Annotated in this window: 14 protein-coding genes; 8 read left to right on the top strand and 6 right to left on the bottom strand. The window is 68.1% G+C overall.

The features are described 5' to 3' along the window. Positions 1-85 precede the first annotated feature (85 nt). The gene (locus tag AC1DRO_RS09080; RefSeq protein ID WP_079551726.1) at positions 86-958 is read right to left on the bottom strand and encodes an SGNH/GDSL hydrolase family protein; all 873 of its coding nucleotides are present in this window, start codon (positions 956-958) and stop codon (positions 86-88) included. A gap of 111 nt (positions 959-1,069) precedes the next feature. Between AC1DRO_RS09080 and AC1DRO_RS09075 the strand changes: the two genes are divergently transcribed. Continuing rightward, positions 1,070-1,726 carry an alpha/beta hydrolase gene (locus AC1DRO_RS09075; protein WP_028278292.1) on the top strand — a complete coding sequence of 219 codons (657 nt, stop codon included), beginning with the start codon at positions 1,070-1,072 and terminating at the stop codon, positions 1,724-1,726. Between the two features lie 45 nt (positions 1,727-1,771). On the opposite strand, the gene AC1DRO_RS09070 is transcribed toward AC1DRO_RS09075, so the two are convergent. Continuing rightward, positions 1,772-2,008 (bottom strand): RNA-binding S4 domain-containing protein, encoded by a 237-nt coding sequence (locus tag AC1DRO_RS09070; protein WP_018774572.1) that lies wholly within the window; start codon positions 2,006-2,008, stop codon positions 1,772-1,774. 33 nt (positions 2,009-2,041) lie between these two features. Here AC1DRO_RS09070 and AC1DRO_RS09065 point away from each other — a divergent pair, with 33 nt between their 5' ends. The 3 genes from AC1DRO_RS09065 (at position 2,042) to AC1DRO_RS09055 (ending at position 5,576) form a co-directional block, all read left to right on the top strand. Further along, positions 2,042-3,007 carry a DMT family transporter gene (locus tag AC1DRO_RS09065; RefSeq protein ID WP_476950577.1) on the top strand — a complete coding sequence of 322 codons (966 nt, stop codon included), beginning with the start codon at positions 2,042-2,044 and terminating at the stop codon, positions 3,005-3,007. A 164-nt stretch (positions 3,008-3,171) separates the two neighbouring features. Beyond that, complete coding sequence (locus tag AC1DRO_RS09060) at positions 3,172-4,557, top strand: glycine--tRNA ligase (RefSeq protein ID WP_028278290.1); 1,386 nt, start codon at positions 3,172-3,174, stop codon at positions 4,555-4,557. Between the two features lie 2 nt (positions 4,558-4,559). Beyond that, the gene (locus AC1DRO_RS09055; RefSeq protein ID WP_476950576.1) at positions 4,560-5,576 is read left to right on the top strand and encodes a GNAT family N-acetyltransferase; all 1,017 of its coding nucleotides are present in this window, start codon (positions 4,560-4,562) and stop codon (positions 5,574-5,576) included. Positions 5,577-5,675: 99 nt separating this feature from the next. On the opposite strand, the gene AC1DRO_RS09050 is transcribed toward AC1DRO_RS09055, so the two are convergent. The 4 genes from AC1DRO_RS09050 to AC1DRO_RS09035 all read right to left on the bottom strand — a co-directional run bounded on the left by AC1DRO_RS09050 (position 5,676) and on the right by AC1DRO_RS09035 (position 9,666). Next, on the bottom strand, positions 5,676-7,115 hold the full coding sequence (locus tag AC1DRO_RS09050; protein ID WP_476950575.1) for a short-chain fatty acid transporter: 1,440 nt from the start codon (positions 7,113-7,115) through the stop codon (positions 5,676-5,678). Between the two features lie 70 nt (positions 7,116-7,185). Next, positions 7,186-8,043: a lysophospholipid acyltransferase family protein gene (locus AC1DRO_RS09045; protein ID WP_028278288.1), complete on the bottom strand. Its 858-nt coding sequence runs from the start codon at positions 8,041-8,043 to the stop codon at positions 7,186-7,188. Between the two features lie 46 nt (positions 8,044-8,089). Further along, positions 8,090-8,902: a DUF1295 domain-containing protein gene (locus tag AC1DRO_RS09040; protein WP_476950574.1), complete on the bottom strand. Its 813-nt coding sequence runs from the start codon at positions 8,900-8,902 to the stop codon at positions 8,090-8,092. Then, complete coding sequence (locus AC1DRO_RS09035) at positions 8,902-9,666, bottom strand: alpha/beta hydrolase (protein ID WP_043437079.1); 765 nt, start codon at positions 9,664-9,666, stop codon at positions 8,902-8,904. The genes AC1DRO_RS09040 and AC1DRO_RS09035 overlap by 1 nt, the downstream gene beginning before the upstream one ends. A gap of 269 nt (positions 9,667-9,935) precedes the next feature. Here AC1DRO_RS09035 and AC1DRO_RS09030 point away from each other — a divergent pair, with 269 nt between their 5' ends. From AC1DRO_RS09030 to AC1DRO_RS09015, 4 genes are all read left to right on the top strand, one after another. Next, a complete protein-coding gene (locus tag AC1DRO_RS09030) occupies positions 9,936-11,309 on the top strand; it encodes an FAD-binding oxidoreductase (RefSeq protein WP_476950573.1) in 1,374 nt (457 codons plus the stop codon). 69 nt (positions 11,310-11,378) lie between these two features. Continuing rightward, a complete protein-coding gene (locus AC1DRO_RS09025; RefSeq protein ID WP_476950572.1) occupies positions 11,379-12,869 on the top strand; it encodes a YibE/F family protein in 1,491 nt (496 codons plus the stop codon). A gap of 100 nt (positions 12,870-12,969) precedes the next feature. Then, positions 12,970-14,148 carry a tRNA dihydrouridine synthase DusB gene (gene dusB / locus AC1DRO_RS09020; protein ID WP_018774562.1) on the top strand — a complete coding sequence of 393 codons (1,179 nt, stop codon included), beginning with the start codon at positions 12,970-12,972 and terminating at the stop codon, positions 14,146-14,148. Further along, positions 14,132-15,430 carry a deoxyguanosinetriphosphate triphosphohydrolase gene (locus AC1DRO_RS09015; RefSeq protein WP_476950612.1) on the top strand — a complete coding sequence of 433 codons (1,299 nt, stop codon included), beginning with the start codon at positions 14,132-14,134 and terminating at the stop codon, positions 15,428-15,430. Before dusB ends, AC1DRO_RS09015 begins: the two co-directional genes overlap by 17 nt. Positions 15,431-15,468 lie beyond the last annotated feature (38 nt).

The raw sequence follows: 15,468 nt of genomic DNA, 5'->3' as shown, positions 1-15,468 counted from the left end.
GCTGGGCCTTCTCATCTGCGGGCTCATCTGTAGGGCCGGAGAAGTGTTCCTCCAGCTTATGCCCCGCAGGCTCAGGCCCGAAGCCTCAGGACCGCACCGCGTCCTCGGCGCCGGGCGGGCCTTCGCCGGAACCAAGCGGAACGCCGGGACCGAACACCGGTCCGGCCAGCGGCCGCTTGGCCGTCATGCCGTCGCCGGAGGAGCGGTGCCGCAGCCGGCGGACCACCCAGGGGACGAAGTACTCCCTGGCCCACACCAGGTCCCCGCTGCGCGCCTCGCGCCAACTGCGCTGTGGCAGCGGTTTGGGGGAGAGGGGCTGGAGCGTGTGCTCGACGTTCAGCGAGTCCAGCACCATGGCCGCGATGGTGTGGTGGCCCAGCGGTGAGAAATGCAGCCGGTCGACATTCCACATCTGCGGGTCATTGAGCTGGCGCAGCGACCACATGTCCGCGATCACGGCGTCGTGGCGCGCGGCGATCGTGCGCAGGTTCTCGTTGTAAATGGCCACCTTGCTGCGGATCCGGCCCAGCACCGTGGAGCCGGTATCCGGGCCGTTGAACAGGACAACGGTGGCGCCACCCAGGCTCAGGATCTGCACCACCGAATCCAGCTTTTCGGCCAGCACGTCCGGATCGCCGCCCGGGCGGATGAGGTCATTTCCGCCCGCGGAGAGCGTGATGAGGTCCGGTTTGAGGGACAGGCAGTGAGCCATTTGCTGGTCCACGATCTGCTGCAGGAGCCGGCCGCGGACGGCCAGGTTCGCGTAGGCGAAGTCGTTGTGCCCACGGCTGAGTTCCTCGGCCACGCGGTCCGCCCAGCCCCGATGGCCGCCCGGACTGGCCGGTTCCGGATCGCCGATGCCCTCCGTGAATGAGTCGCCCATCGCCACATAGCGGGTCCACGGGTGGGTGACGGTGTCAGCGGTGGTCTCGGCTGGGGTGTCCGGTGAATTTTCCATGGGATAGGTATTGCTCACCCCCTTATCCTGCACTGTTCCCGTTTAGCTGCGCCACCGTATTAGCTGCGCCACCGTAATTTGTTACCGCCGGGTAACTGTAAGAATAGTTCCATGACTCACGCTGACGCCTTCCCCGCCCCTGTCGTCCAATGGTCCCAGCCGGAGCAGGAACGGGCCGGCAAGCCGCTTCTTGTCCTGTTGCACGGCTACGGCGCCAACGAACAGGATCTGCTCAGCCTCGCCGGGATGCTGCCGCAGGAATTCGCGGTGGCATCGTTGCGCGCCCCGATCGCCATGGGGCCGGGCTTCACCTGGTTCCCGCTGACAGGGTCCATTGACTACTCGCTCGACGCCGTCAAGGTCGCCGCAGGCTACGTTCAGGACTGGCTCGACGGCGTCAAAGCCAACCACCCGTCGGTGACGCTGTTGGGGTTCTCGATGGGCATGGCGATGGCCACCACGTTGCTGCGGCAGCGGCCGGCGGACTTTGCCGCCGTCGTCGGGCTGTCAGGTTTTGTCGTCGACGCCGGCGATGACCCCAGCTTCCGCGACGGCGAACTGGACGGCACTGTGCCGCTGTTCTGGGGGCGGGACCAGCAGGACCCCGTGATCACCGAGGACAAGATCGACTACACCGTCGGCTGGGTGCGCAAGCACGTGAAGCTCACCAAGGTCCTCTACACGGGCATGTGGCACGGCATCAACCAGCAGGAGATCGGCCACGTCTCGGAGTTCCTCACGCACGTGGTGCTCAACGCCAAGAAGTAGGCGCGCCGGGGAAGTGTGCGCCGGGAAGCGGCGCCGGGCGGGCGGCTAGGCGGCCGGGGGCGCGCTGATCCGCACGGTCCGGCCGTTCACGGTGACGGTGTCGCCGTCGTGCAGCTGGCGGCCGCGGCGCTCGTCGATTTCGCCGTTGACCTTCACCAGCCCGTTCTTGATCAGTTCCGCGGCCTCCACGCCGTCCTCGACCAGATTCGCAAGCTTCAGCAGCTGGCCCAGCCGGATCATGCTGTCGCGGATAGTGATGTCTTCGAATTCCGGATTGCTCATACAAGCAATAATGCCTGACCTAAGGTGGCACCTATGACCCATCACCGCCGTCTTCCGCTGATCGTCGGCCTGCCCATGGCCGTCGCGACGGGACTGTTCATCCCGATCCAGGGCCGGATCAACGGCGCCCTCGGGGTGGCGCTGGAGGACGGAATCGGTGCCGCCGTCGTCAGCTTCAGCACCGGACTGCTGGTCATGACGGTCATTTCCCTGGCCTTGCCCCGGGGCCGGGCAGGGCTGGCGCGGATCCTGCCCGCCGTGCGCGAACGGCAGTTTCCGCCGTACTACGTCCTGGCCGGCTGCATTGGCGCCCTCTTCGTCTTCGCCCAGTCCTTCACCGTGGGACTGCTCGGCGTCGCCCTCTTCACGGTGGCCGCCGTGACGGGACAGACCCTCAGCGGCCTGCTGGTGGACCGGATGGGGATCGGACCGGCGGGGAAGAGGCCCATTACCGGCATCCGGGTGCTCGGCAGTGTGCTCACCGTCGCCGCCGTCGCCTGGGCGGTGTCGCCCAGATTCAGCGCCGGGGAATCCGGGCTGCAGTTGCTGGTTCCCGTGATGCTTCCGCTCCTGGCCGGGTTCCTGATGAGTTTCCAGCAGGCCATGAACGGCACAGCCACCGTGCACTACGGCACCCCCATCGCCGCGACACTCGTGAACTTCATCGCCGGAGCGGTCCTGCTGTGGGTGGCGTGGCTGATTAAACTCGCCGTGGCCGGGGCCGGCAACCCCCTCCCGGCGCAGTGGTGGTACTACCTTGGCGGCCCGCTCGGCTGCATCTTCATCGGCATCGGCGCCCTCCTGGTCCGCAGCCTGGGCGTGCTGGTCACCGGCCTCGGGATGATCGCCGGCCAGCTGCTGGGGTCCCTCGGACTGGACCTCATATTGCCGGTGCCCGGAACGGTGATCGCCCTCCCCACGGTCCTCGGCACCATCCTGACGCTCGGCGCCATCGTCCTGGCCACCCTGCCCTGGCCCAAGGGCGCGCTGAAGCGGTAGCGGGCCGGTAGGCTTGGAGTTTGCATCGCACTGTTCGTATTGCATTGTTCCTATTGCATTGTTCGTATCGCTTTGTTCGTATCGTCCCGGCCGGCAACCAGCCGGCGTCCCGGGGCCAACACCACGGACCGCACCCAGCGGCCCTGTAGAAAATTGGAGTTCCCATGGCAGCAAAATCCGTCCTCGACCAGATCATTTCCCTCGCCAAGCGCCGGGGATTCGTTTTCCAGGCCGGTGAAATCTATGGTGGCTCCCGTTCTGCCTGGGACTACGGCCCGCTCGGCGCCGAGCTCAAGGAAAACATCAAGCGCCAGTGGTGGCAGTCCGTGGTCCGCGGCCGCGACGACGTCGTAGGCCTGGATTCCTCCGTCATCCTGCCCCGTCAGGTGTGGGAGGCCTCCGGCCACGTCGATGTGTTCTCCGACCCGCTGGTGGAGTGCCTGTCCTGCCACAAGCGCTACCGCGCGGACCACCTCGAGGAAGAGTACGAGGAGAAGAAGGGCCGTCCCGCCGAGAACGGCCTCAAGGACATCGCCTGCGCCAACTGCGGCACCCGCGGCCAGTGGACCGAGCCCCATGAATTCTCCGGGCTGCTCAAGACCTACCTTGGCCCCGTCGCCAGCGAAGAAGGCCTGCACTACCTGCGGCCCGAAACGGCCCAGGGCATCTTCGTGAACTTTTCCAACGTCCTGACCACCTCGCGGAAGAAGCCGCCCTTCGGCATCGGCCAGATCGGCAAGTCCTTCCGCAACGAGATCACGCCCGGCAACTTCATCTTCCGCACCCGCGAGTTCGAGCAGATGGAGATGGAATTCTTCGTCGAGCCCGGCACCGACGAGCAGTGGCACGAGTACTGGATGAAGGAACGCATGTCCTGGTACACGGGCCTGGGCATCCGCGAAGAGAACCTGCGCTTCTTCGAGCACCCGCTGGACAAGCTCAGCCACTACTCCAAAGGCACCACGGACATCGAATACCGTTTCGGATTCCAGGGCTCGGAGTGGGGCGAGCTCGAGGGCATCGCCAACCGCACCGACTTTGACCTCTCCACCCACGCCAAGGCCTCCGGCGCGGACCTGAGCTACTTCAACCAGGCCACCAACGAACGCTACACCCCGTATGTGATCGAGCCCGCGGCCGGCCTGACCCGTTCGTTCATGGCCTTCATGATCGATGCCTACACCGAGGACGAGGCCCCCAACGCCAAGGGCGGGGTGGACATCCGCACCGTGCTCAAGCTCGATCCGCGCCTGGCGCCGGTGAAGGCGGCCGTGCTGCCGCTGAGCCGCAACGAGGACCTGTCCCCGAAGGCCAAGGACCTCGCAGCGCAGCTGCGCAAAAGCTGGAACATCGAGTTCGACGACGCCGGCGCCATCGGCCGCCGCTACCGCCGCCAGGACGAGATCGGCACCCCGTTCTGCATCACCGTGGACTTCGACACGCTCGAGGACCAGGCCGTCACCATCCGCGAACGCGACACCATGAGCCAGGAACGCGTCTCCCTGGACAAGGTGGAGGGTTACCTGGCCGCACGGCTGATCGGCGCCTGATCATGGCGATCGCATACCGGGAATGGCGGGAAGGCGACGACCTCGCGCTGCTGGAAATCTGGGGCGGCCCTGAGACCGTCCAGGCCGGACAGTTCCGCGGGACGCTGTCGCCCTCGGGCAATTCCCCGTGGCGCCGCTGCATCGTGGCCGAGGACGTTGTGGACGGTGTCGCCATTCCGGTGGCGGCCGCCGTGGTCCACGAGGCCTCGCTGCACCCCGAACGGCTCTGGGCGTATGTCGAGGTCGCCCGGGACCACCGCCGCGCCGGCCTGGGGTCCACGCTGCTCACCATGCTGCGGCACGAGGCCGCCCAGGCGCCGTCGGGCGTGTCCAGACTGCGCTGCAAAGTGGAGCCGGGCACACCCGGTGCGGCGTTTGCCGAGGCCGCGGGCCTGGCCCCGATCCAGCGTTCCCGCCTCGTCGTCGTTGACCCTGCGCCGCTCAAGCTGCCGGTGTTCGGCGACGGTTCGGAGTCCGCGGCCACCGACCAGGTCGAGGACCTGGCCACGGGTTCGGTGGAGCTCAGCGACGTCGTGGGACGCTACTACACGGCCGTGCACGGCTGGGACAGCCCGGGGGAGCTGAGCGTCGCCGCGGTGCAGCGCCTGTTCCTCGATGACCTCAGCGGCGCCCACGGAGCGATCGTGCTGCGGGCGCCCAAGGCCAGCGCCTTCGGGCACGGCATCGCGGCCAGCCGCAAGGGCCGGCTGGAGGGGTTCGCCATCAGCTACGCCCAGGGAATTCCGGGGGCCGACGGCGGCGCCGATGCCGGTGCCGGCGGCGCGGCCTCGACCAGTGAGCCTACTGAGGTGTTCCTCGGGCACGAGCCCAAGCTTGGCGCGGACGAGGCCAAGGCCGCCGTCCGGGACCTTTTGGCCCTGATCGCTTACCAGCACCCGGTGATGCTCGAACTGGACGACGCCATGACCGCCCTGCGCACCGTCGTCGAACCGCTGCTCGAGAGCGGCAAGGCCCATGTCCAGGGCTCGGAAACGCTCGTCGTCTCCGACCCGGCCTAGGTCTTAACCCGACGGACCCGCAGCTGCAGCCGTATGAAGCTTGATAACGGCCACGGCTGCGGGTCAGTCTGCGTTAAACACAGTTATTGTGCGGCGCAGTTATTTGGGCATTACCGGCGGCACGAAGTCGAAGGTCATGCCCAGCAGCCAGACGAGCAGCAGGACCACTGGCAGGTGGAAGACGAACTGCAGGAAGGTGAAGCCCACCAGGTCCCGGGCGCGCAGCCTCAGCACCGCGAGCAGCGGCAGCATGAAGAACGGGTTGACCAGGTTCGGCAGCGCCTCGGCGATGTTGTAGATCTGCACGGTCCAGCCGAGGTTCATCTGCACGTCGGTGGCCGACTGCATCACGTAGGGCGCCTCTACCAGCCATTTTCCGCCCCCGGAGGGGACCAGGATGCCCAGTACAGCCGTGTATAGGGCAATGACGACGGCGAAGCCGCCGCCGCTGCCGATGTCCGAGAAGAACGCCGCGAGGTGCGTGGAGAGGCTCATGCCGCCGGTTCCCGTGGCCTTGGTCAGGATGGCCGCCATCGCCGCGTACAGCGGGAACTGCACGAGGATGCCCGCGGTGGCCGGGACGGCCTTCGTCACGGCCTGCAGGAAGTTCCGCGGCGTCCCGTGCAGGACCAGGCCCAGGATGAGGAAAACGAGCAGGTAGCCGTTGAGGCTGCTGACCACGCTGAGGAACGGCTTGGTGAGGAACTGCGAGACGAGCCAGCCGAGCGTGAGGACGCCCGCCAGGATCGGCAGGACCCGGCTGTATTCGAGCCATTCGCCCGGCCGGGAACGCGGCGCGGACTCGGCCGGCTCGTCGTCCAGGTCCACGCCCAGGTCCTCTGCGGTGCGGATCGAGCCGCCCTGGGGCGCGGAGAAGTGCGCAATCACGGTGGTCAGGGCCATCAGGATGGCCAGCGTCAGCAGTGACTGCCAGGTAAAGATCGTGGTGCCGAAGTCCAGGATGCCCGTGATCTTCAGCAGCGCCGGCGGCAGCGACGCGGCCGTGGCCTGCAGCTGCGCGGCAGAGGAGGACAGCCCCAGAGCCCAGACGGCGCCGAGGCCCATGAACGCCGCCGCACCCAGGGCACGGTAATCCACCGTCAGGTCCTTCCGGCGGGCAATCGCGCGGGCCAGCAGCCCGCCGAAGATCAGGCTGAGCCCCCAGTTGAGGAAGGACACGGACATGGCGAGCACGGCCACGAAGCTCACCGCGGTCCGCGCCGTTGACGGCACGAGCGCCAGCCTGTTGATCAGTCTCGCCACGGGCGGGGAGGTGGCCACGACGTAGCCGGTGAGGACCACCATGGCCATCTGCAGGGTAAAGGCCGTCAGGTCCCAGAAGCCGTTGCCGAACGAGTCGGCGACTGCCTGGGGCGTGGCGCCGATGGCGAATGCGGCCACCGCGATGATGACGACGCCGGCGAGGGCGAAGATGTAGGCGTCCGGGAACCACCGCTCCGTCCACGCCGCCATCCGTTGGGCTATCCGTGCGAGACCGCGTTCTTCGGTTCCGCTCTTGGTCACGACTGTGCTTGCCACAGGTGTCCCTCTCCATTGAGTGCTTTTTATACCCCATGGAGTTTAGTCAAGACGATGGCGGAAGTAGGGCCTATCGGCGCTTGGCACCTGCGCGCCGGGGGCCGTCGGCCTCGTCGAGCCGGCGTCTTTCCTCCTCGGTCGGGGCGCCGCCGCCAAGACCGGCCGGCATCCACCAGGCCCCGGGGGCCGGTCGCAGGGGGAAATCGGCAATTCCGGCGTCGATCCCGTCCTGCAGGGTCTTGGCCAGGCGCGCCGTCGCGGCCCGGGCGTCGTCGGCCGGGTCCGGGAGCGAGCCCGGAAGGATCGGCTCGCCGACGTGGATGCGGACCGGGGCGCGCCAGGCGCGCCGCGGCGAGAAGGCATGGTGGCGGGTCATCAGCCGGTGGGCGCCCCAGATGGAGACCGGGATGATCGGCACGCCGGCCTCGGCGGCCATCCGCACCGCACCGGTCTTGCATTCGCGCACCGTGAAGCTGCGGCTCACGCCGGCCTCTGGCAGGACGGCGACGTATTCGCCCTCCCTCAGGCGGGCGACGGCGGCGTCGTAGGCGTGTGCTCCCGATCCGTACCCGACCACCACATGCCCGGCGGCGCTGACCGCGGGGCCGGCAAACCAGTGGTCGGCGGCGCCCTGCGTGATGAGGAAACGCAGCTGGGCCCGGTTGTGCCACCACAGCAGCATCTCGGCAAAGGCAAAGTCGAGGTAGCCGAAGTGCGTGATCGCGACCACGGCGCCCTGGCCGGGCACCACCGGGCGGGACGGGAGGCGGGTTGATGCGCCGCGGGTTGAGGCATTGGGAGGCCCGGGCTGGGGCAGGTGCTCCCGCCCCGTGACGAGGACGCGGATGCGGAACAGCCAGCGCAGCGCCAGCCCGGTGCGGACAATGAATCGGTAGAACCGGTCGCTGGGCTCCGGCCGCCACTTCACGGGCCGCCAGCCCAGCCCGTGCCGGGCACCTGCCGGGCCGCGCACGTCAGTGTCCGCCCACCCGCCGCCGGGGCGGCCAGGGCAGGAAGCCGGAGGTGGAGTCGATGTATTCCTTGTACCCGGGACGCGCGGACATTGCCTTTTCCGTCAGCGGCTTCCCGGTCTTGCCGGCGAGCGTCCAGATCATCAGGGCGGGGGAGAGGACGGTCAGGACACCCGGCCAGGAATCGGCCGCCACCAGGAACAGCCCTGCCCAGACGGCGGCGTCGCCGAAATAGTTGGGGTGGCGGGTGTAGCGCCACAGCCCGGTGTTGAGGACGGTGCCGCGCCTGGCGGGATCGGCCTTGAACTGCGTCAGCTGCCAGTCGCCGACCGTCTCGAACACGAAGCCAAGGATCCAGAGCAGGACGCCGGCGAACGCCAGCCAGCCCAGGCTTCCCGTGGCGAACATGCCGACCTGGATGGTGAGCGAGACGAAGAACATCACCAGCCCCTGGGGCAAGTAGACCCGCCGCAGGGCATAGACATTGCGTGATCCGGGCGCTCCGGCGAGCATGTCCATGTAGCGCGGGTCCTCGTGGCCGCCGCGTGCGCGTGCCCCGATGTGGACGGCGAGGCGGATGCCCCACACCGCGACCAGGGCAAGCAGGAGCAGCCGCCTGCCGGCGTCGCCGTATCCGGCGGAAAGCACCCACGAGATGCCGGCCACCACCACGAAGCCCAGACCCCAGACGGTGTCGATGACGGAGTGCCGGTTCTGCCGCACGGCAACCGCGAAAGTCACTGCGAGCAGCACCACGAGTCCCGCGATGACCCAGGGCAGGCTGGCAAGGAAGGCATCGAGCGGGAACGGCGGCATCACAACACCACCGGCATACGCGTTCCGGCCGCCGGCGGGGCGCCGCCGAGGGCGCTGCGCAATGCATCCCTGGCGCCGGAAACATCGGCCCCCGTTGCCTCGCTGAAGGCGTCCAGGACGAAGCCGTTCGCCAGCACGTTCCACAGTGGCAGCCGGCGGATCATGAAATGGCCGGCCTCCTTGAGCGAGACGTAGTCAACGGACGCGGCGACGCCCTCGGCGCGCCGGGCATAGTCCAGTGAGTTCGCCGGGCTGGTCCAGCGGTCGTCGGTCCCGTGGACGATCAGGACGCGGCGGCCCGCGACAGGCTGGACCGAGGTCTTGTGGTTCAGCCACGGGGCGAGCGCGACGACGGCCTCGACCTGCGCGTCGTCGGCCACGCACAGCGCCGTGAGACCGCCCATGGAGTGGCCCAGCAGGTACACCGGCACGCCGGGATGTTCCTGGCTGATCCGGGCGAGCGCCCAGCGGGCATCGTGAACGGGGGACATGTCCTCCCCGTTCCAGCCGCGGTAGCGGTTGCGCAGGGTCCACACTGCCAGCCCGTGCGGGCCGCCCTGCCTGTGCAGCGCCCGGGCGAAGGGCACCATCCGGGCCGGACTCAGGTGCCGGCCGCGGACTGCGTCAAAACTGTCGGCCCGCCCGCCGTGCAGGATCAGCACGACTCCGCGGGCCTCCCCGGCGGCTTCGGCGATGGTCAGCACGGCTTTGGCGACGGGCCCGGAACGGCCCGCCTCCGGCTCGCGGTCGTCGAGTTTGCGCATTGCCACGTATGTGTCCTTCCGGTCCTTCGTCCGTCAATTACCAACCATAGGTTGCGGCCCCCTCCCGTCAAGGCCGGTGGTCCCTAGTGTGGATTCGGAGCCGGCGCCCCCGGTGATGGGTGCGGCCCGCACGCGTGCATTTGCTGGCGCCCTTGACGGGGAAATGCGGGAAGAGTAGGCATGAGCAGGTAAACCTCCGGGCGCCACGCCGGCTGGGAGCGCAGAGAACCGTCCGGTCGAATCTCACGACGAAATCGACGGTATACATAATGAACGGAACACAGTTCGACAGCCTGCGCGGGCAAGTCCGCGGGCAGATCATCACGCCCGGCGACGCCGGCTACGACGCGGCACGGGCAGTCTTCAACGGCATGATCGATAAGAGGCCGGCAGCGGTGGCCCAGGTATCCCAGGTGGCCGATGTCATCTCCTGCGTCAACTTCGCCCGGGACAATTCCCTGGACCTGGCGGTCCGCGGTGGAGGACACAGTGCCCCGGGCTTTGGCACGTGGGATGACGCCCTGGTCATCGATTTCTCCAACATGACCGGCGTCCGGGTTAATCCGGCAGCCGCGACGGCGCGCGCGGAGCCGGGTGCGACGTGGGCCGACTTCAACCACGCGACCCATGCCTTCGGGCTGGCAACTCCCGGCGGCATTGTCGGCTCGACCGGCATCGCCGGGCTGACCCTCGGCGGCGGCATTGGATACCTGAGCCGCAAGTATGGACTCAGCTGCGACAACCTGCTCTCTGCCGACGTCGTCACGGCCGAGGGAAAATTCCTTACCGCCAGCGAAAGCGAGAACGAGGACCTGTTCTGGGCCTTGCGCGGCGGCGGCGGGAACTTCGGCGTCGTGACGTCGTTCGAGTACCGGATGCACCCCGTGGACATGGTCCACGCCGGCATCATCATTTATCCCATCGAGCATGCCGAGACGGTGGCGAGGTTTTACCGGGACCACATGGCCACCGCCCCTGAAGAGTTTGGCGCGTTCCTGGGCTTCCACCAGGGTCCTCCTGTTCCGTTCCTGCCCGAGGAATGGCATGGCAAACCGGTGTGCGTCATCGTCGGCATGTGGACCGGTGATCCGGCGGAAGGTCCGGCACGCTGGCAGCCGTTCCTGGACGCCGCGCCGGCTGCGGGATCCATGGTGGGACCAATGCCGTACCCCGCCTTGAACTCGGCTTTCGACCCGCTGCAGCCCCCTGGCATGCAGGCCTACTGGAAAGCGGATTTTCTGGCGGAACTGAACGACGGTGCCATCGCGGCGCACATCGAACACGGCAGCAAGGTCCCCAGCGTGCAGACCGCGGTACACCTCTACCCCATCGATGGTGCGGTCCAGCGGGTGGGCGTGACGGACACGGCGTTCGCCAACCGGAACGTGAAGTTTTCGCCCGTGATCGCGGCGCAGTGGATGGACCCCGCGGAAAACGAGGCAAACATCGCGTGGGTGCGGGACTACGCGGCCGCCCTGCGGCCCTATTCGGCCCCCGGCGGCTACATCAACTTCATGGACGGCGATGATCTGCCCAGGGTTGCGGAGAACTACGGGGAGAACTACAAGCGGCTGAGGGAGGTCAAGGCCAAATACGATCCGCAGAACCTCTTCCACGTCAACCAGAACATCGCGCCGGCGTAAGCGCGGCGTCATCGGTCCGGAGCGGAACCGCCCACGCCGTAAAGTTTTCGGCATGAGGTTGAACTGCTGATGGGCGCCGGACACTCACACTCCCACAACGAACATCCCGAGCCCACGCCTCAAATGCTGGCTGCGCGGAAGAAGGCCAACTGGATCCTGGCTGCCATCCTGATCCCGCTGACGCTGCTGACCCTGGCGGCCATGGCTTTCATGTGGCCGTCGGGAAGCAAGGAAGGCATCACGCTGGCCAGCCCGTACGCGGCGGCCCCGGGGGTGACGTTTGACACCGGCAAGATCCAGCGGGTCGTCGTCGGCAGCTGTTCGGATGTCCAGGCCGGCGGTGACGCCGCCCAGCAGGGCACCTCCGGTTCCGGGGCCGCGCCGCAGCCGCCGAACGAGGGCTCTCAATGCACGTTCGCCTACACCGAGCCGGACAAGGGCGGCAACCCGGTGAAAGTGGTCATCAACCCTGACGTCGCGAAGTCCCACGGCGTGAAGCCCGGAGACGGGATCCGCTACCTGAACCTCTCCAAGGTGCAGGGCGCCGCGGGCCAGGGCGCGCCGGCCTATGTCTTCGTCGACTTTGTCCGGACCCTGCCCATCATCTTCCTGGCGGTGCTCTACGCCGTCGTGGTGATCGCCGTGGCGCGCTGGCGCGGACTGCGGGCGCTGATCGGGCTTGTCGGCGCGTACGTGGTGCTTGTCTCGTTCATGCTGCCCGGGCTGGTCGAGGGCAAGCCGCCGCTGCTGCTGGCGCTCGTGGGATCCACGGTGATCATGATCGGGGTGCTCTACTTCGCCCACGGCTTCTCCGCCCGCACGTCGACGGCGCTGCTCGGGACGATGTTCGGCCTCGCCATTACGGCGCTGCTGGCGGCCTGGGCCACCGACGCCGCCAACCTCGCCGGTGTGGGCAGCCACGACGCTGCCACCCTGACCAACATCTCGGACAACATCTCAATCTCCGGCATCATCCTGTGCGGACTGATCATTTCCGGGCTGGGCGTGCTCAACGACGTCACCATCACACAGTCCTCGGCCGTCTGGGAACTGTGGGAACTGGCCCCCGAAACCAGCGCCCGGCAGCTCTTCACGTCCGCCATGCGGATCGGCCGGGACCACATCGCCTCCACCGTCTACACCATCGCGTTTGCCTATGCCGGCGCGGCCTTGCCGGTGCTGATCCTGGTCATGCTCTACGAGCGGCCGCTCGGGGACGCCCTGACCAGCGCCGAACTCTCCGAGGAAGTCATCCGCACCCTCGTCGGCTCCGTGGGACTCGTCCTGGCCGTGCCGGTCACCACCCTCATCGCCGTGCTGGTGGTCAAGGCCACCGGCATCAGGGGTAGTGCGGTGGCAGGGCCCGCGTTGGAACGGGGCCGGCCGGAACGGCCCGCATTCGAACGGGGCCGGCCGGAAGAGCCCGCCCCGGATTGGGGCAGTCCGGACCGGATCGCGCCGGATGGGGCCGCCCCGGATTGGGCCGGGTCCGACCCGGGCGGGTCCGACGCCGCCGGTGCTGCGACGCGCCGCGGGCGGCGGGCCGCACTACGGGGCTGACGAGGAATCTGCCGCCACCCGAACGCCGCCAGATCGGGAAGATTTCCACATAGCCGGAGCGGGACCGGGCCGATTTGCCCGTCTTTGAGACAATGGTCGGGTGACTGTTGTAGCAACCCCTCCCGCCCCCAAGCTGGAACTCCCGCCCCTGAAGCTGGGCCCGATCACGGTGGACACCCCCGTGATCCTGGCTCCCATGGCGGGCATCACCAACTCCGCCTTCCGCAGACTGTGCCGTGAATACGGCGGCGGCCTGTACGTGGCGGAGATGGTTACCTCGCGCGCCCTCGTCGAGCGCACGCCGGAGTCGCTGCGCATCATTTCGCACGACGACGACGAAAAAGTCCGTTCCGTCCAGCTGTACGGCGTGGACCCCGTCACCGTCGGCCAGGCCGTCCGGATGCTGGTGGAGGAGGACCGGGCGGACCACATCGACCTCAACTTCGGCTGCCCCGTGCCCAAGGTCACCCGGCGCGGCGGCGGATCGGCCTTGCCGTGGAAGATCGACCTCTTCACCTCCATCGTCCAGACCGCGGTGAAGGAAGCCTCCAAGGGCAATGTCCCGTTGACCATCAAGATGCGCAAGGGCATCGACGAGGACCACCTGACCTACCTGGACGCCGGCCGGATTGCCCGCGATTCCGGCGTCGCAGCCGTCGCCCTTCATGGCCGCACGGCCGCACAGTTCTATTCCGGCCAGGCCGACTGGTCCGCCATCGCCCGGCTGCGCGAGGCCCTGCCGGACATTCCCGTTCTCGGCAACGGAGATATCTGGTCCGCGGAGGACGCGGTTCGGATGGTCCGCGAAACGGGTGTGGACGGCGTCGTCGTCGGCCGTGGCTGCCAGGGCAGGCCCTGGTTGTTCGGCGACCTCATGGCCGCGTTCGAAGGCAGCGACCAGCGGCACCGGCCGGACCTGCGCCAGGTTGCCGAGAGCGTGTACCGGCACGCTGAGCTCATGGTCGAGACGTTCGGGGACGAGGGCAAAGCCCTGCGCGAAATCCGCAAGCACATTGCCTGGTACTTCAAGGGCTACGTGGTCGGCAGCGAACTGCGGACCAAGCTGGCGCTCGTCACCAGCCTGGAGGTGCTGCGCGGCACCCTGGACCAGCTGGACCTCGACTCGCCGTATCCCGGAGGCGACGCCGAGGGTCCGCGCGGCCGCGCTGGTTCGCCCAAAAAACCGGCACTGCCAAAGGACTGGCTGCTGAACCGGACGCTGGATGACGCCCAGACCCGCGATATTTCCTTCGCCGAACTGGATGTCTCCGGTGGCTGAGACCCGGACCACCGCGCCCGTCCTGGACGGGTATACCTCCCGCGACTGGGCCCGCTGGGTCGAGGAGCCGCCCAAGAGCACCTACCGCTCGGACTTCGAGCGTGACCGTGCAAGGGTCCTGCACTCCTCGGCGCTGCGCCGGCTCGGCGCGAAGACCCAGGTGGTGGCCCCGGATACCGACGACTTCGTCCGGACCCGGCTTACGCACAGCCTCGAAGTTGCCCAGGTGGGCCGCGAACTGGGCCGTGCGCTGGGCTGTGACCCCGACGTCGTGGACACCGCATGCCTCAGCCACGACCTCGGCCACCCGCCTTTCGGCCACAATGGCGAAGCGGCCCTCAACGAGGTGGCGCACGGGATCGGCGGCTTCGAAGGCAACGCCCAGACGCTGCGGCTGCTGAGCCGGCTTGAGCCAAAGGTCCTCGCCGCCGACGGCCGCCCGGCCGGCCTGAACCTGACCCGGGCCAGTCTCGATGCCGCCGCCAAATACCCGTGGTCCGCTGTAAACGCCCCGGTCATCCACGGGGAGCGGACCAGCAAGTTCGGTGCCTACGAGGACGACCTCCCCATCTTCGACTGGATCCGCGACGGCGCCCCGGAACGCCGGTCCTGCCTCGAAGCGCAGGTCATGGACCTGGCGGACGATATCTCCTACTCGGTGCACGACGTCGAGGACGCGATCGTCGCGGGGCATTTCCAGCTGCGCTGGATGGACAACCCGGACCACCGCGCCCGCGTCGTCGGCTACGCCAAGCAGTGGTACCTGCCGCACAACGATCCCGCCGCGATCGACGCCGCCCTGGCCCGGCTGGAGGCCACGGACGTCTGGGTGCGCGAGGCCGACGGCAGCCGCAAGGCCATGGCGGCGCTCAAGGACATGACCAGCCAGCTCATCGGCCGCTTCTGCCAGAGCGCACTGGAGGCCACCCGCACGGTCTACGGCCCGGAAAACCTGACCCGCTACAACGCTGAGCTGATCGTCCCGGATGAGACCGTGATGGAAATCGCGGTCATGAAGGGCCTGGCCACCACCTTCGTGATGACCACCGAACACCGGCAGCCCATCTACGAGCGCCAGCGTGAGGTCCTGCACGCCCTCGTCACCGCGCTCAGCGCCACGGGGGACCGCCATCTGGAACCGATGTTCGCCGCCGACTGGCTCGACGCGGGCGACGACGCCGCGCGGCTGCGTGTCGTCATCGACCAGGTCGCGTCGCTGACGGACGGCTCGGCGCTGGCCATGTACGAGCGTCTCGTGGGCAGCCTGCCGTCGCTGTGGTGAGGGCCACCATGGCCGGCCCGTCGGCGTCATACCCGGGG

The organism is Arthrobacter sp. P4_F11, from assembly GCF_056401395.1.
The sequence above is the reverse complement of the archived record's forward strand: the minus strand, read 5'-3'. Positions and strand labels throughout refer to the sequence as shown.

Coding starts and splice junctions, on each gene's coding strand:
- AC1DRO_RS09080 (WP_079551726.1), bottom strand. CDS start 958: ATGGAAAATTCACCGGACACCCCAGCCGAGACCACCGCTGACACCGTC.
- AC1DRO_RS09075 (WP_028278292.1), top strand. CDS start 1,070: ATGACTCACGCTGACGCCTTCCCCGCCCCTGTCGTCCAATGGTCCCAG.
- AC1DRO_RS09070 (WP_018774572.1), bottom strand. CDS start 2,008: ATGAGCAATCCGGAATTCGAAGACATCACTATCCGCGACAGCATGATC.
- AC1DRO_RS09065 (WP_476950577.1), top strand. CDS start 2,042: ATGACCCATCACCGCCGTCTTCCGCTGATCGTCGGCCTGCCCATGGCC.
- AC1DRO_RS09060 (WP_028278290.1), top strand. CDS start 3,172: ATGGCAGCAAAATCCGTCCTCGACCAGATCATTTCCCTCGCCAAGCGC.
- AC1DRO_RS09055 (WP_476950576.1), top strand. CDS start 4,560: ATGGCGATCGCATACCGGGAATGGCGGGAAGGCGACGACCTCGCGCTG.
- AC1DRO_RS09040 (WP_476950574.1), bottom strand. CDS start 8,902: ATGCCGCCGTTCCCGCTCGATGCCTTCCTTGCCAGCCTGCCCTGGGTC.
- AC1DRO_RS09035 (WP_043437079.1), bottom strand. CDS start 9,666: ATGCGCAAACTCGACGACCGCGAGCCGGAGGCGGGCCGTTCCGGGCCC.
- AC1DRO_RS09030 (WP_476950573.1), top strand. CDS start 9,936: ATGAACGGAACACAGTTCGACAGCCTGCGCGGGCAAGTCCGCGGGCAG.
- AC1DRO_RS09025 (WP_476950572.1), top strand. CDS start 11,379: ATGGGCGCCGGACACTCACACTCCCACAACGAACATCCCGAGCCCACG.
- AC1DRO_RS09015 (WP_476950612.1), top strand. CDS start 14,132: ATGTCTCCGGTGGCTGAGACCCGGACCACCGCGCCCGTCCTGGACGGG.